General features: G+C 60.5%; 18 protein-coding genes. 11 read left to right on the plus strand and 7 right to left on the minus strand.

What is annotated here, in order from left to right:
* Nucleotides 1–89: 89 nt before the first annotated feature.
* From NDJ10_RS06985 to NDJ10_RS07035, 11 genes are all read left to right on the plus strand, one after another.
* Nucleotides 90–665, plus strand: a complete 576-nt coding sequence (locus NDJ10_RS06985; protein ID WP_296160512.1) for a TRAP transporter small permease — start codon at nt 90–92, stop codon at nt 663–665.
* Between the two features lie 13 nt (nt 666–678).
* A complete protein-coding gene (locus NDJ10_RS06990; protein WP_296160514.1) occupies nt 679–1,959 on the plus strand; it encodes a TRAP transporter large permease subunit in 1,281 nt (426 codons plus the stop codon).
* A gap of 85 nt (nt 1,960–2,044) precedes the next feature.
* Complete coding sequence (locus NDJ10_RS06995) at nt 2,045–3,052, plus strand: TRAP transporter substrate-binding protein (RefSeq protein ID WP_296160515.1); 1,008 nt, start codon at nt 2,045–2,047, stop codon at nt 3,050–3,052.
* A 75-nt stretch (nt 3,053–3,127) separates the two neighbouring features.
* Entirely contained in the window at nt 3,128–3,574 is a 447-nt protein-coding gene (aroQ, locus tag NDJ10_RS07000) for a type II 3-dehydroquinate dehydratase (protein WP_296160516.1), read from the plus strand.
* Nucleotides 3,571–4,401 carry a shikimate dehydrogenase gene (locus NDJ10_RS07005; protein WP_296160517.1) on the plus strand — a complete coding sequence of 277 codons (831 nt, stop codon included), beginning with the start codon at nt 3,571–3,573 and terminating at the stop codon, nt 4,399–4,401. The genes aroQ and NDJ10_RS07005 overlap by 4 nt, the downstream gene beginning before the upstream one ends.
* 103 nt (nt 4,402–4,504) lie before the next feature.
* On the plus strand, nt 4,505–5,437 hold the full coding sequence (locus NDJ10_RS07010) for a hydroxymethylglutaryl-CoA lyase (protein WP_296160518.1): 933 nt from the start codon (nt 4,505–4,507) through the stop codon (nt 5,435–5,437).
* Nucleotides 5,438–5,532: 95 nt separating this feature from the next.
* On the plus strand, nt 5,533–6,405 hold the full coding sequence (locus NDJ10_RS07015; protein ID WP_296160520.1) for an AEC family transporter: 873 nt from the start codon (nt 5,533–5,535) through the stop codon (nt 6,403–6,405).
* A 15-nt stretch (nt 6,406–6,420) separates the two neighbouring features.
* Nucleotides 6,421–6,912: an acyl-CoA thioesterase gene (locus tag NDJ10_RS07020; RefSeq protein ID WP_296160521.1), complete on the plus strand. Its 492-nt coding sequence runs from the start codon at nt 6,421–6,423 to the stop codon at nt 6,910–6,912.
* A gap of 11 nt (nt 6,913–6,923) precedes the next feature.
* Nucleotides 6,924–7,760: an amidohydrolase family protein gene (locus NDJ10_RS07025; protein ID WP_296160523.1), complete on the plus strand. Its 837-nt coding sequence runs from the start codon at nt 6,924–6,926 to the stop codon at nt 7,758–7,760.
* Between the two features lie 36 nt (nt 7,761–7,796).
* Complete coding sequence (locus NDJ10_RS07030) at nt 7,797–8,456, plus strand: HAD-IA family hydrolase (RefSeq protein ID WP_296160525.1); 660 nt, start codon at nt 7,797–7,799, stop codon at nt 8,454–8,456.
* Nucleotides 8,453–9,211 carry a sulfite exporter TauE/SafE family protein gene (locus NDJ10_RS07035; RefSeq protein WP_296160527.1) on the plus strand — a complete coding sequence of 253 codons (759 nt, stop codon included), beginning with the start codon at nt 8,453–8,455 and terminating at the stop codon, nt 9,209–9,211. Before NDJ10_RS07030 ends, NDJ10_RS07035 begins: the two co-directional genes overlap by 4 nt.
* Here NDJ10_RS07035 and NDJ10_RS07040 read toward each other — a convergent pair.
* The 7 genes from NDJ10_RS07040 to NDJ10_RS07070 form a co-directional block, all read right to left on the minus strand.
* Nucleotides 9,171–10,700 carry a potassium/proton antiporter gene (locus NDJ10_RS07040; RefSeq protein ID WP_296160528.1) on the minus strand — a complete coding sequence of 510 codons (1,530 nt, stop codon included), beginning with the start codon at nt 10,698–10,700 and terminating at the stop codon, nt 9,171–9,173. The two genes, NDJ10_RS07035 and NDJ10_RS07040, sit on opposite strands and share 41 nt — an antisense overlap.
* Nucleotides 10,701–10,797: 97 nt before the next feature.
* A complete protein-coding gene (locus NDJ10_RS07045) occupies nt 10,798–11,736 on the minus strand; it encodes an AEC family transporter (protein ID WP_363318691.1) in 939 nt (312 codons plus the stop codon).
* Nucleotides 11,736–12,935: a lyase family protein gene (locus tag NDJ10_RS07050; protein WP_296160532.1), complete on the minus strand. Its 1,200-nt coding sequence runs from the start codon at nt 12,933–12,935 to the stop codon at nt 11,736–11,738. Before NDJ10_RS07050 ends, NDJ10_RS07045 begins: the two co-directional genes overlap by 1 nt.
* Nucleotides 12,936–12,949: 14 nt before the next feature.
* Entirely contained in the window at nt 12,950–13,840 is an 891-nt protein-coding gene (locus NDJ10_RS07055) for a TIM barrel protein (protein ID WP_296160534.1), read from the minus strand.
* 5 nt (nt 13,841–13,845) lie between these two features.
* A complete protein-coding gene (locus NDJ10_RS07060) occupies nt 13,846–14,742 on the minus strand; it encodes a VOC family protein (protein WP_296160536.1) in 897 nt (298 codons plus the stop codon).
* Between the two features lie 31 nt (nt 14,743–14,773).
* Nucleotides 14,774–16,273: a tripartite tricarboxylate transporter permease gene (locus NDJ10_RS07065; RefSeq protein ID WP_296160537.1), complete on the minus strand. Its 1,500-nt coding sequence runs from the start codon at nt 16,271–16,273 to the stop codon at nt 14,774–14,776.
* Nucleotides 16,270–16,770 carry a tripartite tricarboxylate transporter TctB family protein gene (locus NDJ10_RS07070; protein WP_296160538.1) on the minus strand — a complete coding sequence of 167 codons (501 nt, stop codon included), beginning with the start codon at nt 16,768–16,770 and terminating at the stop codon, nt 16,270–16,272. The genes NDJ10_RS07065 and NDJ10_RS07070 overlap by 4 nt, the downstream gene beginning before the upstream one ends.
* Nucleotides 16,771–16,772 lie beyond the last annotated feature (2 nt).

Raw genomic sequence — 16,772 nt, forward strand, 5'->3', positions numbered from 1 at the left:
TGGGTTTTTTGCAGAAATTAGGGTAAACCCTAATTATCAAAAACTAACCAGTTAGTACATTAATGCAATAGCATGTTCTGGAGACACATATGGTTCAAAAATTAATTGGGCGCTATTGCCAGTTGATGACGATGATCATCGTCATCTGCTTGGGCGTCATGGTGCTGATGGTGTTTGGCAACGTGGTGATGCGTTACGCCTTTAACTCCGGCATTGCGGTGTCCGAAGAATTGTCGCGATGGCTGTTCCTGTGGTTGATCTTTCTGGGGGCAAGCATTGCGGTGCATGAGCAGGCCCACATGGGCAGCGACATGGTGTTGGAACTGCTGCCAGCCAAGCTGCAAAAAGTGGCTGTGGTGGTCGGCCAGTTGCTGATGCTATGGGCGACCTGGCTGATTTTCTCTGGCAGTTTGGCGCAAACAAAGATCAATTGGGACGTGCAGGCCCCCGTGACCGAATACTCCATGGCCTGGGTCTACAGCACTGGGGTGGTGTTTGCGGTTTCCACCGGGCTCATGCTGCTCAGTGACATGTGGTTCACGCTGCGCGGCCAACTCACCCCGGTACAGCTCCGTAAAGCGCACCATGCTGCCGAGCTGGCACAGTTTGAAGTCGAGGCACGTGCCGCCGAAGCACAGAACGCCAAATCGACGTCCACCCACTGATACGGAGCTTTCAATGACCATTGCCATTTTCCTAGCCGCCTTGATCGGGGCGGTTGCGCTCGGTATTCCGATTGCCTATTCCCTGTTACTTTCCGGTGTTGCCCTGATGGTGCATCTGGGTAATTTTGACGCCCAAATTCTGGCGCAAAACGTGCTCGAAGGCGCCAACAGCTTCCCGCTGCTGGCCGTGCCTTTCTTCATGCTGGCCGGTGAAATCATGAACGTTGGCGGCTTGTCGCGGCGCATTGTGGACCTGGCGATTGCCCTGGTCGGCCATGTGCGTGGTGGCCTGGGTTACGTGACCATCATCGCGGCCTGTCTGATGGCCTCGCTGTCGGGCTCGGCGGTGGCTGACACGGCCGCGCTGACCGCCTTGTTGCTGCCCATGATGGTGCGTGCCGGCCACCAGAAGGCCCGCTCGGGCGGTCTGATCGCCTCGGCCGGCATCATTGCCCCGATCATCCCCCCATCGATCCCGTTCGTGATCTTTGGTGTCACTGCCAACGTCTCCATCGGCAAGCTGTTTCTGGCAGGTATCGTGCCCGGCCTCATGATGGGCATCGCCTGTGCGATTGCCTGGTGGCTCACGGCACGCGCCGAAGCCGTGGTGACCCCACCCAAAGCCACGCGCGCCAACCTGGTCAAGGCCTTCCGCGAGTCGACCTGGGCGCTGGTGTTACCGCTCATCGTCCTGGTCGGTTTGAAGTTTGGTGTCTTCACGCCGACCGAAGCCGCCGTGGTGGCTGCTGTCTACGCCTTCTTTGTGGCGACCGTGGTGTACCGCGAATTGAGCCTGAAGCAGTTGTACGAGGTGTTTGCGGCTTCGGCCAAAACCACCGCCGTCATCATGTTCATGGTGGCAGCTGCAGCAGTCAGTGCCTGGCTGATTGCCGTGGCCGACCTGCCGGGACAACTCATCGGCATCCTGGAACCCTTCATGCAAAGCCCCACCACCTTGCTGTGCATTTTGATGCTGGTGCTGCTGCTGGTCGGCATGGTGATGGACCTGACGCCGACCATCCTGATTCTGGCACCGGTGATGGTGCCGGTGGTCAAGGCCGCAGGCATTGACCCGGTGTACTTTGGCGTACTGTTTGTGCTGGTGGGCGTCATTGGCTTGGTCACGCCGCCCGTGGGCACGGTGCTTAATGTGGTGGCCGGTGTCGGCAAGATGAAGATGGACCAGGTGGCACGTGGTGTCATGCCGTTCCTGATCGCCGACGTGATTGTTTTATTCCTGCTGGTGTTCTTCCCGGCCCTCGTGCTGGCGCCCCTGGAATTCTTCTACAAATGATTTTCCCGGGTTGTTGCGGTGCTGGGCACGCCACCACTTCAACCCCTTTAACGGCGTCCCGATTGCACTGTAGATGGAGAGACAAATGAAACGACTCGTACTTAAATCGCTCGTTGCCGCCGTAGCCCTGGCCGCTTTCGGCATGGCCTCTGCGCAGGACATCAGGGAGCGCACGTTCAAGTTCGCCACCAATGGCGCAGGCGAGCACCCCTCGGTGGCTGGCATGAAAAAATTCTCGGAGCTGGTGGCGGCCAAGTCGGGTGGCAAGATGCAGGTCAAGATGTTCGTCGGCGGCATCCTCGGCAGCGACCAGGCCAACATTTCGGCCATCCAGGGCGGTACGCTGGAAATGGCTGTCATGAATACCGGTATTCTGGCCAGCGTGGCCAAGGAACTGGCGATTTTCGACTTTCCGTTCCTGTTCGCCAACAACAAGGAATCTGACGCGCTGGTGGATGGCCCGGTGGGCAAGAAACTGCACCAGAAACTCGAAGCCAAAGGCCTGATCGGCTTGTCGTACTGGGAGCTGGGTTACCGCGAGATCACCAACAGCAAGCGTCCACTGCTCAAGGTGGAAGACATTGAGGGCCTGAAACTGCGCGTGATCCCGAACCCGATCAACGTGGCTTGGGTCAAGGCGCTGGGCGCCAACCCGACCCCGCTGCCCTTCCCCGAGGTGTACAGCGCCTTGGAGCAAAAAGCCATTGACGGTCAGGAAAACCCGGTGTCGGTGATTGCCACCAGCAAGTTCTGGGAAGTCCAGAAGTACATGACGATGACCAATCACCAGTACAACCCGCAGTCGGTGATCTTCAGCAAGAAGATCTGGGACAGTCTGAGCCCGGCCGAACGCAAAATTCTGGATGACTCGGCCGACGAGGCGACCAAGTACCAGCGCGAACAGGCGCGTGCTGCAGTGGCCGTGAACATGGAGCTGTTGAAGAAAAATGGCATGGCCGTGTCGGAGTTTGCACCGGCTGAAGTGGCCAAGCTGCGCGAGAAGATGAAACCGGTGATTGCCCAGTTCAGCGCCAACGTGGGCGAAGAGACGGTGGCGGAAGTCCAGGCCGAATTGGCCAAGATGCGCAAATAAGGGTGTCATGACCAGCGTCCCAAGAGGCGCTGGTCATCCATGTGCTCATCTTTTTACAACTTCACAGGAAATTTCATGCGAGTTCTCATGCTGCACGGCATCAACCACAACATGTTTGGCAAGCGCGACCCCAAGCAGTACGGCACCATCACGCTCGACGAGATCAATGCCTCGTTGAGCGCGCTCGGCCAGGAACTGGGTGTCGAGGTCCAGGCTTACCAGACCAACTGTGAAGGCGAGATGTGCGAGCGCATCCACCAGGGCTACCAGGACGGTGTCGATGCCGTGCTGATCAATGCCGGCGCCTGGACGCATTACTCCTATGGCATTCGTGACGCGCTGGCCATCCTGACCTGCCCGGTCGTGGAGTTGCACATGTCCAACATCCATGCGCGCGAGGAATTCCGCCACCACTCGGTGTTCGGCGAAATCGTCATGGGCCAGATTTGTGGTTTTGGCGTGGACAGTTATCTGCTGGCCTTGCGCGCTGGCGTGTCGGCTGCAAAGGCTGCAAAAAAATGAAGATCGACGGCAATACCGAAATCATTGCGCACATCGGTTTCCCGACCTTCGCATTCAAGGCCCCGAAAATCTACAACCCCTGGTTTGAAGCCTCCGGCATCAACGCCATCGTGGTGCCCATGGGCTGCCAGGCGGCCGACTACCCCGATTTTTTGCGCACCGTCTTCAAGCTGGTCAACATCCGCGGCGCCCTCATCACCATGCCGCACAAGGTGACCACCGTGGGCCTGCTCGACGAAGTGCTGTCGACGGCGGCCATCGCCGGCTCGTGCAACGCGGTGCGTCGCCTGGCCGATGGTCGCTTGCAGGGCGACATGTTTGACGGTGAAGGCTTCGTCCGCGGCCTCAAGCGCAAGGGCTTCGACCCCAAAGGCCGCCGCACCCTGGTGGTGGGCGCCGGTGGTGTCGGTTGCGCCATTGCCGCCTCGCTGGCTGCTGCGGGCGTGCTGGAAATGGATCTGTTCGATGTCCATGACGAAGCCGCAACCGGCCTGGCCCAGCGCCTGGTACAACACTACCCGAGCATGTCGGTACGCACCGGCTCCAAGGACCCGGCGGGTTACGAACTGCTGGTGAACGCCACCCCGATGGGCATGAACGACGGCGACCCGCTGCCGGTCGACATGGCGCGGGTGGACCCGTCCACCTTCGTCGGTGAAGTGGTCATGAAAACCGACATGACCGCCTTTTTGAAAGCCGCGCAGGCACGGGGTTGCCGCATTCAGATCGGCTCGGACATGCTGTTTGAGCAGATTCCGGCCTACCTGGAATTTTTTGGCTACCCCAGCACCACGCCCGAAGCCCTGCGTGCCGTGGCGCAAACATGAATCCGTGATGGCGAACCAAGTGAAGCAATCCATCAACACATGGACTGCCGCGCTTCGCTCACAGTGACGAGATACATTTGTTAAACGTATTGGAAGCAACACCATGACCCAACCCACCACCCCAGATGTCCTGATCTCTGAAGTCGGCCCGCGCGACGGCTTGCAATCGGTCAAGGCGACCATGCCCACCGCCGACAAATTTCGCTGGATCGACGCACTGGTGACCGCTGGCCTGCGCGAAATCGAGGTCTGCTCGTTCGTTCCGCCGAAGCTGTTACCACAAATGGCCGATGCGGCCGAGGTGGTGCGTCACGCCCTGCAATACCCCGGTGTCACGGTGATGGCGCTGGTGCCCAATTTGCGTGGTGCTGAGGCGGCCTTGAAGTCGGGCGTGCACAAGCTCACCATCCCGTGCTCGGCCAGCGAAGCGCATTCCCTGGCCAACGTGCGCAAGAGCCGCAAGGACATGGTCGAGGAAGTGCGCGCCATCGTGCACCTGCGCGACGAGATCGCGCCGGGGGTCAAGATCGAAGCGGGTCTCTCGACCGCCTTTGGCTGCACCATCCAGGGTGAAGTGACCGACGACGATGTGGTCTGGATGGCCGAACAGGTGGTCGCTGCCGGGGTCGACGAAGCCGGTTTGTCCGACACCACCGGCATGGCCAACCCGGCCCAGGTGCGCCGTCTCTTCAACAAGGTGCGCGCAGCCATTGGCGACAAGACCGGCGCCGCCCACATGCACAACACGCGTGGCCTGGGCCTGGCCAATTGCCTGGCAGCCTATGACGTGGGCGTGCGCACCTTTGATGCGTCGCTGGGTGGCCTGGGCGGCTGCCCTTATGCGCCCGGCGCCTCCGGCAACGTGGTCACCGAAGACCTGGTCTTCATGTTCGAGGCCATGGGCATCAGCACCGGTGTCGACATTGAAAAACTCATCGCCGCCCGGGAACCCCTGATGGCCGGCCTGCCGGGCGAACCGGTCTACGGCATGACACCACTGGCCGGCCTGCCCAAAAACTGGAAACTGGCGGCTTGACGCAAGGACAGCCACCGGCCCGGGTCCGCCCTCCTGCAGAAGCTGCGGCTTGTGGGAGCGGCGCCCTCGCCGCGAAGGATTGAGGCGAAAGCCCCATGCTCCTGCGCATCGTCAGCATCGTCTTCCCGATCTTCATCATTGTGATGATCGGCTTTACCTATGGGCGCAAGCACCGGCCTGACATGCAGGTGGCCAACAGCCTCAACATTTCGGTGTTTTTGCCGGCGCTGTTTTTTTCGGCGCTGGCGGGCAAATCGTTCAATCTGGCAGACCACATTCCCATCGCCCTGGGCTGCGCCGTCGTGGTGCTGGGATCGGGTGTCCTGACCTGGCTCGTGGCCCGGCTGCTCGGCATGGACCCCAGGACCCTGGTGCCGCCGTCCATGTTCAACAACGTTGGCAACATGGGTCTGCCCTTGCTGCTGCTGACCTTTGGCGAACAGACGCTGGGGGCCGCCGTGGTGCTGATGCTGGTGGTGACGGTGTTGCAGTTCACCGTGGGCATCTGGCTGCTGAGTGGGCGTTTCAATGCAACAATGCTCTGGCGTGAACCTTTGCTGGCAGCCGCCGGTGTCGGTATTTTTGTCAGCCTGAGCGGCCTGACGGTGTGGCCACCGCTAATGGTCGCTGCCAGGATGCTCGGTGACATTGCCCTGGGTCTGATGATTTTTTCTCTTGGTGTACGCTTGTCGTCCGCCCACCTGGGTGCCTGGCGCACCGGTCTGGTGGGCGCCTGCGTGACACCGCTCACCGGCATGCTGGTGGCCTGGGCATTTGGTCTGATGACCGGCTTGAGCCTGCTGGAGCAAGATATGCTGTTTGTCTTTGGTGCGCTGCCGCCAGCGGTGTCGAGCTTTATCATTGCCGAACGCTACCAGCAGGAACCCGACAAGGTGGCCAGCATTGTCATCATCGGCAATGCGGCAGCGCTGTTTTTTATCCCCCTGGCGCTCGCGCTGCGCCTGTAACCGGAGCCCCTCCCCATGGATTTGCCGATTCACCAGCTGTCGATGACGGTGCTGATGACCCCCGACACCGCCAATTTTTCCGGCAACGTGCATGGCGGCACCATTTTGAAATTGTTGGATCAGGTGGCCTTTGCCTGCGCCAGCCGCTACGCCGGACGCTACGTGGTCACGCTCAGCGTCGACCAGGTGATGTTTCGCCAGCCGATTCATGTCGGCGAGCTGGTCACCTTTTTGTCGTCGGTGAACCACACAGGTTCTTCGTCGATGGAGATCGGCATCAAGGTGATTGCCGAGAACATCCAGAACCGCGTGGTGCGCCACGTCAACAGTTGCTTCTTCACCATGGTGGCGGTCGATGATGACAAAAAACCGGCACTCGTGACCCCGCTGCAACCCACCACGCCTGACGAACTGCGCCGCCATGCTGCCGCTGAACTGCGCAAACAGATGCGCCGCGAGATGGAACAGCGCTTTGCCGCGACCCGGACCAGCCCGGAATCCACCTGATTGGTAACCCCATGACATCCCTGCACAACCCCATGATCGACTGCCACGTCCACATCTTTGACCCGGACCGTTTTCCCTATGCGCCAGACACCTGGTATCGCCCGGCCGCTGGCGAGACCGGCACGGCGATCCAGCTGGGGCATGTGCTTGATGCCCACGGTGTCTCGCACGCACTGATCGTCGGACCCAACTCGGGCTACGGTCTGGACAACCGTTGCCTGCTGGACGCGCTGGCACAGGGCAAGGGACGCTTCAAGGGCGTGGCCGTGGTGCGCAATGACGCCAGTCGTGCCGAGTTGCAGGACCTGCAGGCGGCGGGCGTGGTAGGCGTGGCCATGAACGTGGCGTTGCTCGGTGTGGATTTTTACCGCGACACCGGGCCACTGCTGCAGCATTTGCGCGATCTGGGCCTGTGGGCGCAGGTGCAGGTGCAGGCCGATGACCTGGTGGCCCTGAAACCCTTGCTGCAGGACAGCGGTGCCCAGCTGCTGTTCGACCACTGCGGCCGCCCGGACCCGAAGGCGGGCGTGGGCCAGGCCGGCTTTACAGCCTTGCTGTCCCTGGCAGAGACCGGGCGTGCCTGCGTCAAGCTGTCCAGCCTGGCCAAATGCAGCACCCTGCCCTATCCTTACCCGGATGCGTGGCCTTATGTGCAGGCGCTGCTGCAGGCCTACACACCACAGGCCCTGGTGTGGGCCTCCGACTGGCCGTTTCTACGGGCACCGGCGCGCATCGACTATGGCCCGTTGCTGGCATTGTTTGCACAACTGGTACCCGATGCCACCGACCGTCAAGCCATCGGGTATGACACCCCGCGCCGCTTGTTCGGGTTTGCAGAGTCGCTGTAGATGACAAAAAAACAAGCCCATCATGACCGCCATCCCATGGTGAAAAACAACATTCAGGCTGTCATTTTTGACTGCGACGGCACACTGGTAGACAGCGAAGTGCCGAGCATGGACGTGTTGCACGCCCATGCCCGTGCGCTGGGCCTTGACTTCACGCGTGAACAGGCCCACCAGCAGTTTCGCGGTGTGCGCATGGCCGATTGCATAACCTGGATTGGCGCGCAACTGCAGCACAAGCCGGATGGTTTTGAACTGGATTTCGCGCGCAGTGTCCGCACTGCGCAGGCTGAGCGCTTCAATGAAGGTCTGGCGGTCATTCCTGGCGCATTCGAGTTGCTGGAGACGCTGAAGATTCCGTTTTGCGTGGCCACCAATGGACCACGGGAAAAAGCTGAACTGACACTGGGCCTCACAGGTTTGCTCGGGTTTTTCCCGGACCGCCTGTTCAGCGCCTATGAAGTGGGCATCTACAAGCCTGATCCGGGCCTGTTTTTGCATGCTGCCAGGGCCATGGGCGTGGCGCCGCAATACTGTGCTGTGGTCGAGGACAGCCTGCCGGGCATCCAGGCGGGTCTGGCGGCCGGGATGCAGGTTTATGCACTGCTTCCTCCCGATGCATTGAGTCCGGACGTCGCGCAGCAGGTTCGCCTCATCAAGGATTTGGCCGAATTGAATTTCCAGGAGCCTGCCCAGTGAATGCGGACCTGTATTTCTGGCTGGCGGGCTGCGCGGCCCTGCTCGTTGGTCTTTCCAAGGGCGGTCTGCCCGCTGTTGGCATGTTGGCCGTTCCGGTGTTGTCCCTGCTGATGTCACCGGTAAAAGCTGCCGTCTTGCTGCTCCCCATCTTCGTCATTTCCGATGTCGTTGGCATCTGGCTGTACCGGCGTGACTACAGTGCAGCCAACCTCCGCATCCTGATCCCGGCAGGCGTCTTCGGTGTGCTGGTCGGATGGCTGACCGCCTCCCTCGTTTCGGACATGGCCATCACGTTTCTGATTGGTGTTGTGGGGGTGGCGTTTTGCCTGAATGTGTGGCTGCGCAAACAAGACAATGCGCCGGCACAGCCCGCAGATACCGTCAAGGGCTGGTTCTGGGGCAGCCTGGCAGGCTTTACCAGCTTTATTTCGCATGCCGGTGCCCCGCCCTTTCAGGTGTACATGCTGCCGCAAAAATTACCAAAAACAGAATTCGCCGGGACTGCCACCATCGTCTTTGCAGTGATCAACGCCGCCAAAATTCTTCCTTATCAGAATTTGCGGCCCTATTCGGGCGAGACCCTGTGGAGCGCTGCCGTGTTGATTCCGTTTGCCCTGATCGGAACCGTTTGCGGCGCCTATCTGACGCGGCGCATGGCCGATGTCTGGTTTTACCGGATCGTACAGATCAGTTTGTTCGCGGTGTCACTCAAACTCATCTTCGATGCCTTGCAGAGTTACCTCGGCTTGACCTGACCTGCTCTGTTGGCATTGGCAGCTTCAGACCAACGGTTTTGACGACGCCGTCTGACATGGTGCGCACACTCAATTCAGCACTGTCCAACGCCATGTGGTCACCCACCACCAGCGGCCGCCTGATGGCCTGGGTAAGCCAGGCATCGACGCTCAGATCAGCATCATCCGGTGCCTGCAGACCGTAAAAGTCGCAAACATCTGCCACCCTGGTGTTGGCCTGGAGCGTGAAGTCGCCAAACACGGCCCGCACGGCAGACGTGTCGTTTTGATCGGGCAGCGCCACGCCCATCCTGTGGGCCAGCCAGCCGATCGTGCTGCCCTGCAACAACAACGAAGCGAGTACCACCACAAAAGCCACATTGAAGATGATTCGTGCCTCGGGCAAGCCGGCCATGAAAGGAAAGATCGCCAGCACAATCGGCACCGCCCCGCGCAAACCAACCCAGGCGATATAGGCGATTTCCTTCAGGCTAAAGCGCAAGGGGGCCAGGCACAAGCCAACCGCCAGCGGCCGGGCAATGAACATCAGCACGGCGGCCACGCCCAGGGCCGGCCAGACGAATCCTTCGATCTCCGAGGGGGTCACCAGCAGACCCAGCAGCACAAACATCAGTGCCTGGGACAACCAGGCATAGCCGTCGAGCGCGGACAACGCCGATTGAACAATGCCCGGCACCCTTCGGTTCAAGACAATACCCAGCAGGTAAACCGCCAGAAAACCCGAGCCGCCGACCCAGGTGGCAAAGGCAAAGGTTGCCAGGCCTGCCATGGCCAGCAGCAGTGCAATGACGGCCCCGGAAGCTTCCAATTCGTAAATGCGGGGCAAGCCCCCGGCAAAAATCCGCCCAATCCCCACGCCGAGCAGCGCGCCCCAGGCAAACTGCTTGAGCAGCGACCAGGCGATGACGCTGAACGTCAGATCAGCGGCGGCGCCAGTGGCTGCAACTGAAGCCAGTCCAATCAGGGTGAGTGTCAGATACACCGCCATCGGGTCATTCATGCCGGACTCGATCTCCAGCGTGGTGGCCACCCGTTCGCTCAATTGCACGCCGGACGTCTTGAGCAGAGAAAAAACAGCCGCCGCGTCGGTCGAGCCGACGATGGCGCCCAGCAACAGGGCATTGGTCCAGCTCAGCCTGAGCAGGTAGACTGCGGCAACGGCAGTGAGGCCTGCCGTCAGCAGCACGCCCAGCGAGGCGAGCACCAGGGCCGGCTTCAGACCGGTGCGAAATCGTGGGTAATCGGTGCGAAGACCACCATCAAGCAAGATGATGACCAGCGCAATATTGCCCACCCAGAAACTCAGGCGGTAGTCGCTGAACTCCCAGCCGCCCGGCCCATCAACGCCGGCCAGTATCCCGGTCACCAGAAAAGCCAGCAGAAATGAGAACCCAGCCTTTTTCGAGAACACACCAACCAGCACGCTGATAAAAATCAGCGCAGAAGCACCGAGCAAGGGCAGGCTTAGAAAATCGAGGTTCAGGTTCATCGTGCCATGGATTATCCATGTGCACATCCTGCGGAGAACAGGTCAGCCTGGTTGATCCACGGACAAAACCTGGGGTGAAAAACCAGGCTTGACGCGCCTACCCCAGCAGCCAAATCAAGCAGCTCAGGCTGAAAAACGACGCCATGGTGGTCACCAGCAGCGCGGCAGCACCCAGATTTTCCTTGCCATAGCTTTGCGCCAGAATCGGGTAGATGCCCATCATCGGCATGGCAGCCAGCAGCACGGCGGCCATGCGCAAGGAGGGCTCCAGCGCGGCCAGGCCCATCATCGGCAACGCCATGACCGCAGCAAACACGGCCAGCGGATGCAACACCAGTTTGCCAAACGCAATCGGCATGATCTGCTGCCCCAGGCCAGCCAGGGGCAGGCCGACCAGGGTGCCGCCAATCACAAACAGGGACAGTCCGGCACTGGACAAGGCAAACAGATTGATGGCGCGCAGCACCGGCTCCGGCAACTGCCAGCGCATCACCGACACCAGCACCCCGGCCGCCAACCCAATGATGAGCGGGTTCACGGCCAGCCGCTTCAAGGACTGGAACACCACCACCGTCCAATGGCCGGCTTCGCCGCGACTGCGTTCGGCCAGTGCCAGCAGCAGCGGGATCACCAGCAGATTTTCAATCAGCATGTTGAGCGCCAGCGCCACCGCAGCAACCGGAGCCACCAACAGCAGCAAAATGGGGTAACCGACAAAGCCGCTGTTGGAACAGGTCATGCCCATGACCACAACCACGCTGTCCGTTGGGCCAAGCCCCTTTCGTTTGCCCCACAGCAAGCCCAGGGCAATCAACACCAGCGTCCCCGCCAGATAAGCCAGCACATAGCTGGCGTTCAGGATTTCGCCGATCTGGCGCTGTGACAAAGCGTTGAACAACATGGCAGGCAAGGCCAGCTTGATGACAAACTGGCCAAACACGCGCATGTCGGCCCGCGTGAACAAGCCGCCGCGGGTGGTCGCATACCCCAGCGCGATCGCCATGTAAATGGGGCCGGTGATGGCCAGGATGGGCATCACAAGGAATGCCGCAAGGCCTTGACCTGGCTTCGGGTCAGCTCGCTTGCCTGATGCAGCAGTTCCGGGGCGAACCGTACTTTGACTTCTTTGGCAGGCAGGCTGGCGCGCACCGCCTCCAGGTTGGAGCGCATGCGCTGGGGCTCGGCGCGCAAACCGGCCACCAGTTGGGCCACAGCGTGTGTGATGCTTTGGCTGGCCGACAGCAAAGCGGGCCACTGCGCCAATTGGGCTTGCCAGTTGCCCAGCGCGTTGCCATGTTGCTGCGACAAGGTAGCCAGCAACCCGGCCACCTGTTGCGGCACCCGCTGCGCAGCCACCTGCGCCACCATGCACAGCAGGCTGGTCGCGACCGGTGGCGCCGGCTTGGCACCGGGTACCGCAGCCAGGGCGACGTCAAGCTGCGTCAGCTCGCCCAGCTCAAACTGTGTCAGGTGGGCCATCTCGAACGCGATCCTCCTGAGGTTGCACACCAGCAGTCCCAAGGCACAGGCCAATGCCACGGTTTGGTCGTGCCCGCCATCTCCGGCAAAAGGCGGAGTCTGGAGCTGCAACTCGGTGGCCATCAAAGACATCACCTGAGGGCCCTTGCCCTGCATGTCGGCCAGCGTTGTCAGGGCATGACCCAGATGCAGGCGCAAGGCCTGCTCGCTGGCAGCTTGCAGCTGTTGCTGGTTGCGTACCAAAGGCACAGCCCATTGGCTGCAGGTCAATCCAAAGCTGGTGATAGTGGCGGCCTGCAACGGACTGCGCGCCAGCATCACGTCGCTTTCATGGCGCACCGCCAGCGTCAGCAACGTCTCAATGGTTTTGCCAAGGTCCGTTTCAATATGTTTGAGCACGTCGCGCATGACCAGCACCAGGGCGGTATCCACCAGTTCCTGATCGCTGCAGCCAAAGTGCACCCAGACAGCCGCGCCCGGGTTGAACAAGGCCACCGTCTCACGCAGGCTGGCCACCAGCGGTGTCGCCAGGCAAAGTGTGCGTCGACTCTCGCGTACCAGTTTGGGGACATCAAACAACTCGACCTTGCAGGTGCCAATGATCGACTGGGCTGCGTCCTGCGGCAGCAAACCGGCACTGGCTTGTGCCCGCACCAGCGCAGCCTCAAAACGCAACATGGCTTCGATGACGGCACGGTCACCCAGTGCCTCGGAAACCTCCGGGGTGGCTACAAAGCTCTCGAACAGACTGCTCATGAAACCTCAAAAAATTAAACAGTCAACGACCTTCGCAAGCGGATCTGGTTGGGCAGAGGTACCGAGCGTTGCAATACGTCCTGGCCCAACCACAAGGCAGAGCCCCTGGCACGCTGCGCCACATGGTGTGGCGGCATGGCTGCGTAGTCGCCATTGAAAGCAGCCAGGTTGTAGCTGCCCCGGTAACCCAAGCCGTGCAGGCTGGTAACCAGCGCGGCCAATGCCACGCGATATGTGCCATCGCCAGGGAGTACGCGCAGGGGCTGGGCGGGCAGCCTGGACTGTACCAACAGGTCGGTCAATTGCACCAGAAACAGCCTGTCGGCATCGAGCATTTCCAGGTCGGCCAGCAGATCGTCTTGCGACAAATTGGCAGTCAGCACATTCTCACTGTCCAGGCTCAACCCCAGGTTGGGCATGTCGGCCTCGCATACCAGATCCCAGGCCTGTAAATAGGTTTGCGCCATGGCTGCACCGGTCCAGCCATGGTAGGCAATTTTGATGTTCAAGGGAATCGCCAGCATGGCCAACTGGCGCAGGTTACGCACCAGGGTTGGGGTGTCGTCCGTGGCGGGTGCCAGGCGCGAGGCTGGCAACACCAGCAGCGGGCAGTCCATCGCCTGACACAGCATGAGCATCGACTTGGCCAGGTCGAGTTTGAAAATGTGCAGCGGGCCGCTCAGGCCTTCAAAATCGCAATCGGCCTGAAAACCGGACACGCACAGGCCGCTGGCTTGCACGCTGGCGACGGCGGCATCCACCCCGTCAGGGTGGTTCACCAGATCCTGGGCACAGAGTGTGATCTGTGAAAATCCGGCCTCACGCACAGCGCGAAGTTTGGCGGTCAATGAACCCGCCAGCGCGCGGCTGTCCATGCTGAAATCGTTCATGTTGGCGTTGTTCATGACGGTCAGCCGCGCTGGTCGTGAACAATCTCGAAGCTGACACTGCCAAGCCAGGTTTTGCTCAAGGCCCCGCGCTCACTGGTCTGCACACTGGGCGACGACACAAACTCGACACCGCGCCGGCTCAATTCGGCCACGGTCGCCAGCACATCAGCGCTGCCCAGGCCAATGCGGTGCAGGCCCTCGTCGTCTTCCACATCAAGCACGCTTGCTTCGGGCTCGATCAGTTGAATGTAAAAGCGCGACGCCGGTGGACAGGGGCTGCACAAAATACGGCCCTTGGGCAGGATGCCAAAGCGCTGCTCGGCAGGTAGTGGCGAAAAGCCCAAGAGTTCACGGTAAAACTCGGTCCAGTCTTCGGAGCGGTCATTGCCGATGTACTGCACGATGCCAAAAAAATGCAGACCGGCAGTGGCCGGCGGGTGCTGGTCAACACCGGGAATGGGCGTGAAATCGACATCGTAGATCGAGAACTGTTTGTGCCGGTCGACAAAATAAATGCGGCTGGTACCGACGCCGTGGATGGCCGGTATGTTGAGTTCCATCACCTCGACATGGGTCGGCACACCCCAGGCGCCCCGCTCCAACGCGCGGCGATAGGCAGTGGCTGCGTCCCGCACGCGCAGGGCCATGGCGGATATGACCGGTTTGTCACTTAAAGGCGAGCCCTTGGCATGGGCGTTGACAATGACGTTGATGCCCCCCTGGCGGTACAGCAGCACCTCACGCGAACGGTGCCGGGCCACCGGCTTGAAACCCATGGTTTCCAGCACCTGGCCCAGCGCCTGCGGCTTGGCTGTGGCGTACTCGATGAACTCGATGCCTTCCAGACCCAGCGGGTTGTCGCCTTCGACGATTTGCTCGCGGTCGGTGCCGGGTGTGATCAGGGTGACTGCCGTCATGGTGGTATTCCTCAAAAATGAATCACAGCCATTATGCCGATACACGACCCCGCAAACGCTGCCACCAACGGGTTTGACTGATGATGGTGAATGTCAACGCAGCCAAAATGATGGCCGACAGCGGCGAGGTAAAAAACTCACCGGCAAACTGCCCCACATTGCCCTCGGCCGAGATCATGGCCTGGCGGTAGGACGAGTCCATCAGCGGACCCAGAATCATGCCCAGAATGATGGGTCCGACCTGGAAACCATACATTTTGAAGACATAACCCACCACGCCAAAACCCAGCATCCAGTAGACATCGGCCGGGTTGTTGTTGATGGCGTAGGCACCCACGGCAGACAACATCAGAATCAACGGCAGCAGCAGCGGTTTGGGGGTTTCCACAATCTTGGCAAAAATCTTGATGCCGGTCAGACCAAACACCAGCAGGAAGCAGTTGGCCAGCGTCAGCGCACCCACCTGAAACCAGAACAGGTGCGGTGTCTCGATCATCAGCATGGGACCGGGCTTGAGCCCGTGGATGTACATGGCGCCAATGATCACGGCCGTCACCGCATCGCCGGGAATTCCCAGCGTCATCATCGGGATGTAGGCACCGGGTACCGCCGCGTTGTTGGCCGATTCGGGCGCCACCAGGCCTTCATAAGCACCTTCGCCAAAGGGACTGGAGGGATTCTTGACGGTGCGCTTGGCGTGGTCATACGCCATCAGCGCGGCAATGTCGCCGCCGGCACCCGGCAAGGCGCCCACCACCACACCAATGCCCGAGGTGCGGGTGGCCAGCGGCAGGTATTTTTTGACCAGATGCCAGGGCGGAATGATTTTGCTGACGTTTTGCTTGATCGCCTTGAGGTGCAGTTCGTGCAATTGCACCAGCACTTCGGCCACACCAAAAAAGCCGATCATGGCGGCCACATACGAGATGCCGGCCGTAAGCTGCAGGCTGCCAAAGGTGAAACGGGGTTCGGCCGTCATCGGGTCCAGGCCCACGGAGCCAATCAGCACGCCGACCGCGCCGGCAAAAATACCCTTGGCCAGCGACCCGCCCGACAAGCTGCCCACCAGCAAGATGCCCCAGATGGCGAGCATCAGATAATCACGCGGCGCAAATTTGAGCGCCAGTGACGCCACCGCAGGTGCGGCAATCGCCAGGGCCAGGATACCGACAAAACCGCCAAAGACCGAAACAATGGTGGTCAGGCCAATCGCCGCACCGGCCTCGCCGCGCTTGGCCAGCGGGTAACCATCGAGCCCAGTGGCAATGGCCGAGGGCGCGCCCGGGATGTTGAGCAGAATGGAGCTGCGCGAGCCACCATACACGCCGCCCAGGTAAATACCGGCAATCACCGCCAGCGCCGAATTGATGTCCCACTTGAAAGTGAACGAAATCAGGATCGACACCGCCATGGTCACCGACAGCCCCGGAATGGCGCCGATATAGATACCGGCAAAGGTGCCGGCTGCAATCAGACCCAACAGACTGGGATCGACCCAGGACATGAAAAAATAACCCAGTGCTTCATTCATTTGAAAACTCCCACCAGCCATGTGCCAGAGGGCAACACCACAGAAAAAATGGTCTGAAAAATCAGGTACACCACCGCCAGGCTCAGGGCACTGACCCACAGGTTAAGAAACAGCTTGCGGCTGCCCAGCAGCCACATCGAAACCACCAGGAACACATACGATGAAAGCAAAAAGCCGGCGCGCTCCAGGATGAACATGTAGCTGGCAATCGCAATGACGAATTGCACCAGCACGCCGGGCGTGATCTGGCGCACAAATTGCCGCCAGATCGACTCGCCCTCGACACCCGGCAAGGGCGCCATGCGAACGGTTTCAGCCGCCGCAATCAGGCCGGCGATCAACATCACAGCCGCGGCAAACATCGGAAACGCGCCGGCTGAAGTAAACGATTCGAATTTCGAAATACTGTAGGCCTGCCACAGCATGAAAAAGCTGAACGCGATCAGCACGAACGAAAAAGCCAGCTCCCCGGGGAGTCGGCGACGGCTTGTATGCATGG

Source organism: Rhodoferax sp., assembly GCF_023700745.1.
GTDB lineage: Bacteria > Pseudomonadota > Gammaproteobacteria > Burkholderiales > Burkholderiaceae_C > Rhodoferax.

What these genes read in the sequence shown, in the direction of transcription:
- NDJ10_RS06985 (WP_296160512.1), top strand. Translation starts at nt 90, where the DNA reads ATGGTTCAAAAATTAATTGGGCGCTATTGCCAGTTGATGACGATGATC.
- NDJ10_RS06990 (WP_296160514.1), top strand. Translation starts at nt 679, where the DNA reads ATGACCATTGCCATTTTCCTAGCCGCCTTGATCGGGGCGGTTGCGCTC.
- NDJ10_RS06995 (WP_296160515.1), top strand. Translation starts at nt 2,045, where the DNA reads ATGAAACGACTCGTACTTAAATCGCTCGTTGCCGCCGTAGCCCTGGCC.
- aroQ (WP_296160516.1), top strand. Translation starts at nt 3,128, where the DNA reads ATGCGAGTTCTCATGCTGCACGGCATCAACCACAACATGTTTGGCAAG.
- NDJ10_RS07005 (WP_296160517.1), top strand. Translation starts at nt 3,571, where the DNA reads ATGAAGATCGACGGCAATACCGAAATCATTGCGCACATCGGTTTCCCG.
- NDJ10_RS07010 (WP_296160518.1), top strand. Translation starts at nt 4,505, where the DNA reads ATGACCCAACCCACCACCCCAGATGTCCTGATCTCTGAAGTCGGCCCG.
- NDJ10_RS07015 (WP_296160520.1), top strand. Translation starts at nt 5,533, where the DNA reads ATGCTCCTGCGCATCGTCAGCATCGTCTTCCCGATCTTCATCATTGTG.
- NDJ10_RS07020 (WP_296160521.1), top strand. Translation starts at nt 6,421, where the DNA reads ATGGATTTGCCGATTCACCAGCTGTCGATGACGGTGCTGATGACCCCC.
- NDJ10_RS07025 (WP_296160523.1), top strand. Translation starts at nt 6,924, where the DNA reads ATGACATCCCTGCACAACCCCATGATCGACTGCCACGTCCACATCTTT.
- NDJ10_RS07030 (WP_296160525.1), top strand. Translation starts at nt 7,797, where the DNA reads ATGGTGAAAAACAACATTCAGGCTGTCATTTTTGACTGCGACGGCACA.
- NDJ10_RS07040 (WP_296160528.1), bottom strand. Translation starts at nt 10,700, where the DNA reads ATGAACCTGAACCTCGATTTTCTAAGCCTGCCCTTGCTCGGTGCTTCT.
- NDJ10_RS07045 (WP_363318691.1), bottom strand. Translation starts at nt 11,736, where the DNA reads ATGCCCATCCTGGCCATCACCGGCCCCATTTACATGGCGATCGCGCTG.
- NDJ10_RS07050 (WP_296160532.1), bottom strand. Translation starts at nt 12,935, where the DNA reads ATGAGCAGTCTGTTCGAGAGCTTTGTAGCCACCCCGGAGGTTTCCGAG.
- NDJ10_RS07055 (WP_296160534.1), bottom strand. Translation starts at nt 13,840, where the DNA reads ATGAACAACGCCAACATGAACGATTTCAGCATGGACAGCCGCGCGCTG.
- NDJ10_RS07060 (WP_296160536.1), bottom strand. Translation starts at nt 14,742, where the DNA reads ATGACGGCAGTCACCCTGATCACACCCGGCACCGACCGCGAGCAAATC.
- NDJ10_RS07065 (WP_296160537.1), bottom strand. Translation starts at nt 16,273, where the DNA reads ATGAATGAAGCACTGGGTTATTTTTTCATGTCCTGGGTCGATCCCAGT.
- NDJ10_RS07070 (WP_296160538.1), bottom strand. Translation starts at nt 16,770, where the DNA reads ATGCATACAAGCCGTCGCCGACTCCCCGGGGAGCTGGCTTTTTCGTTC.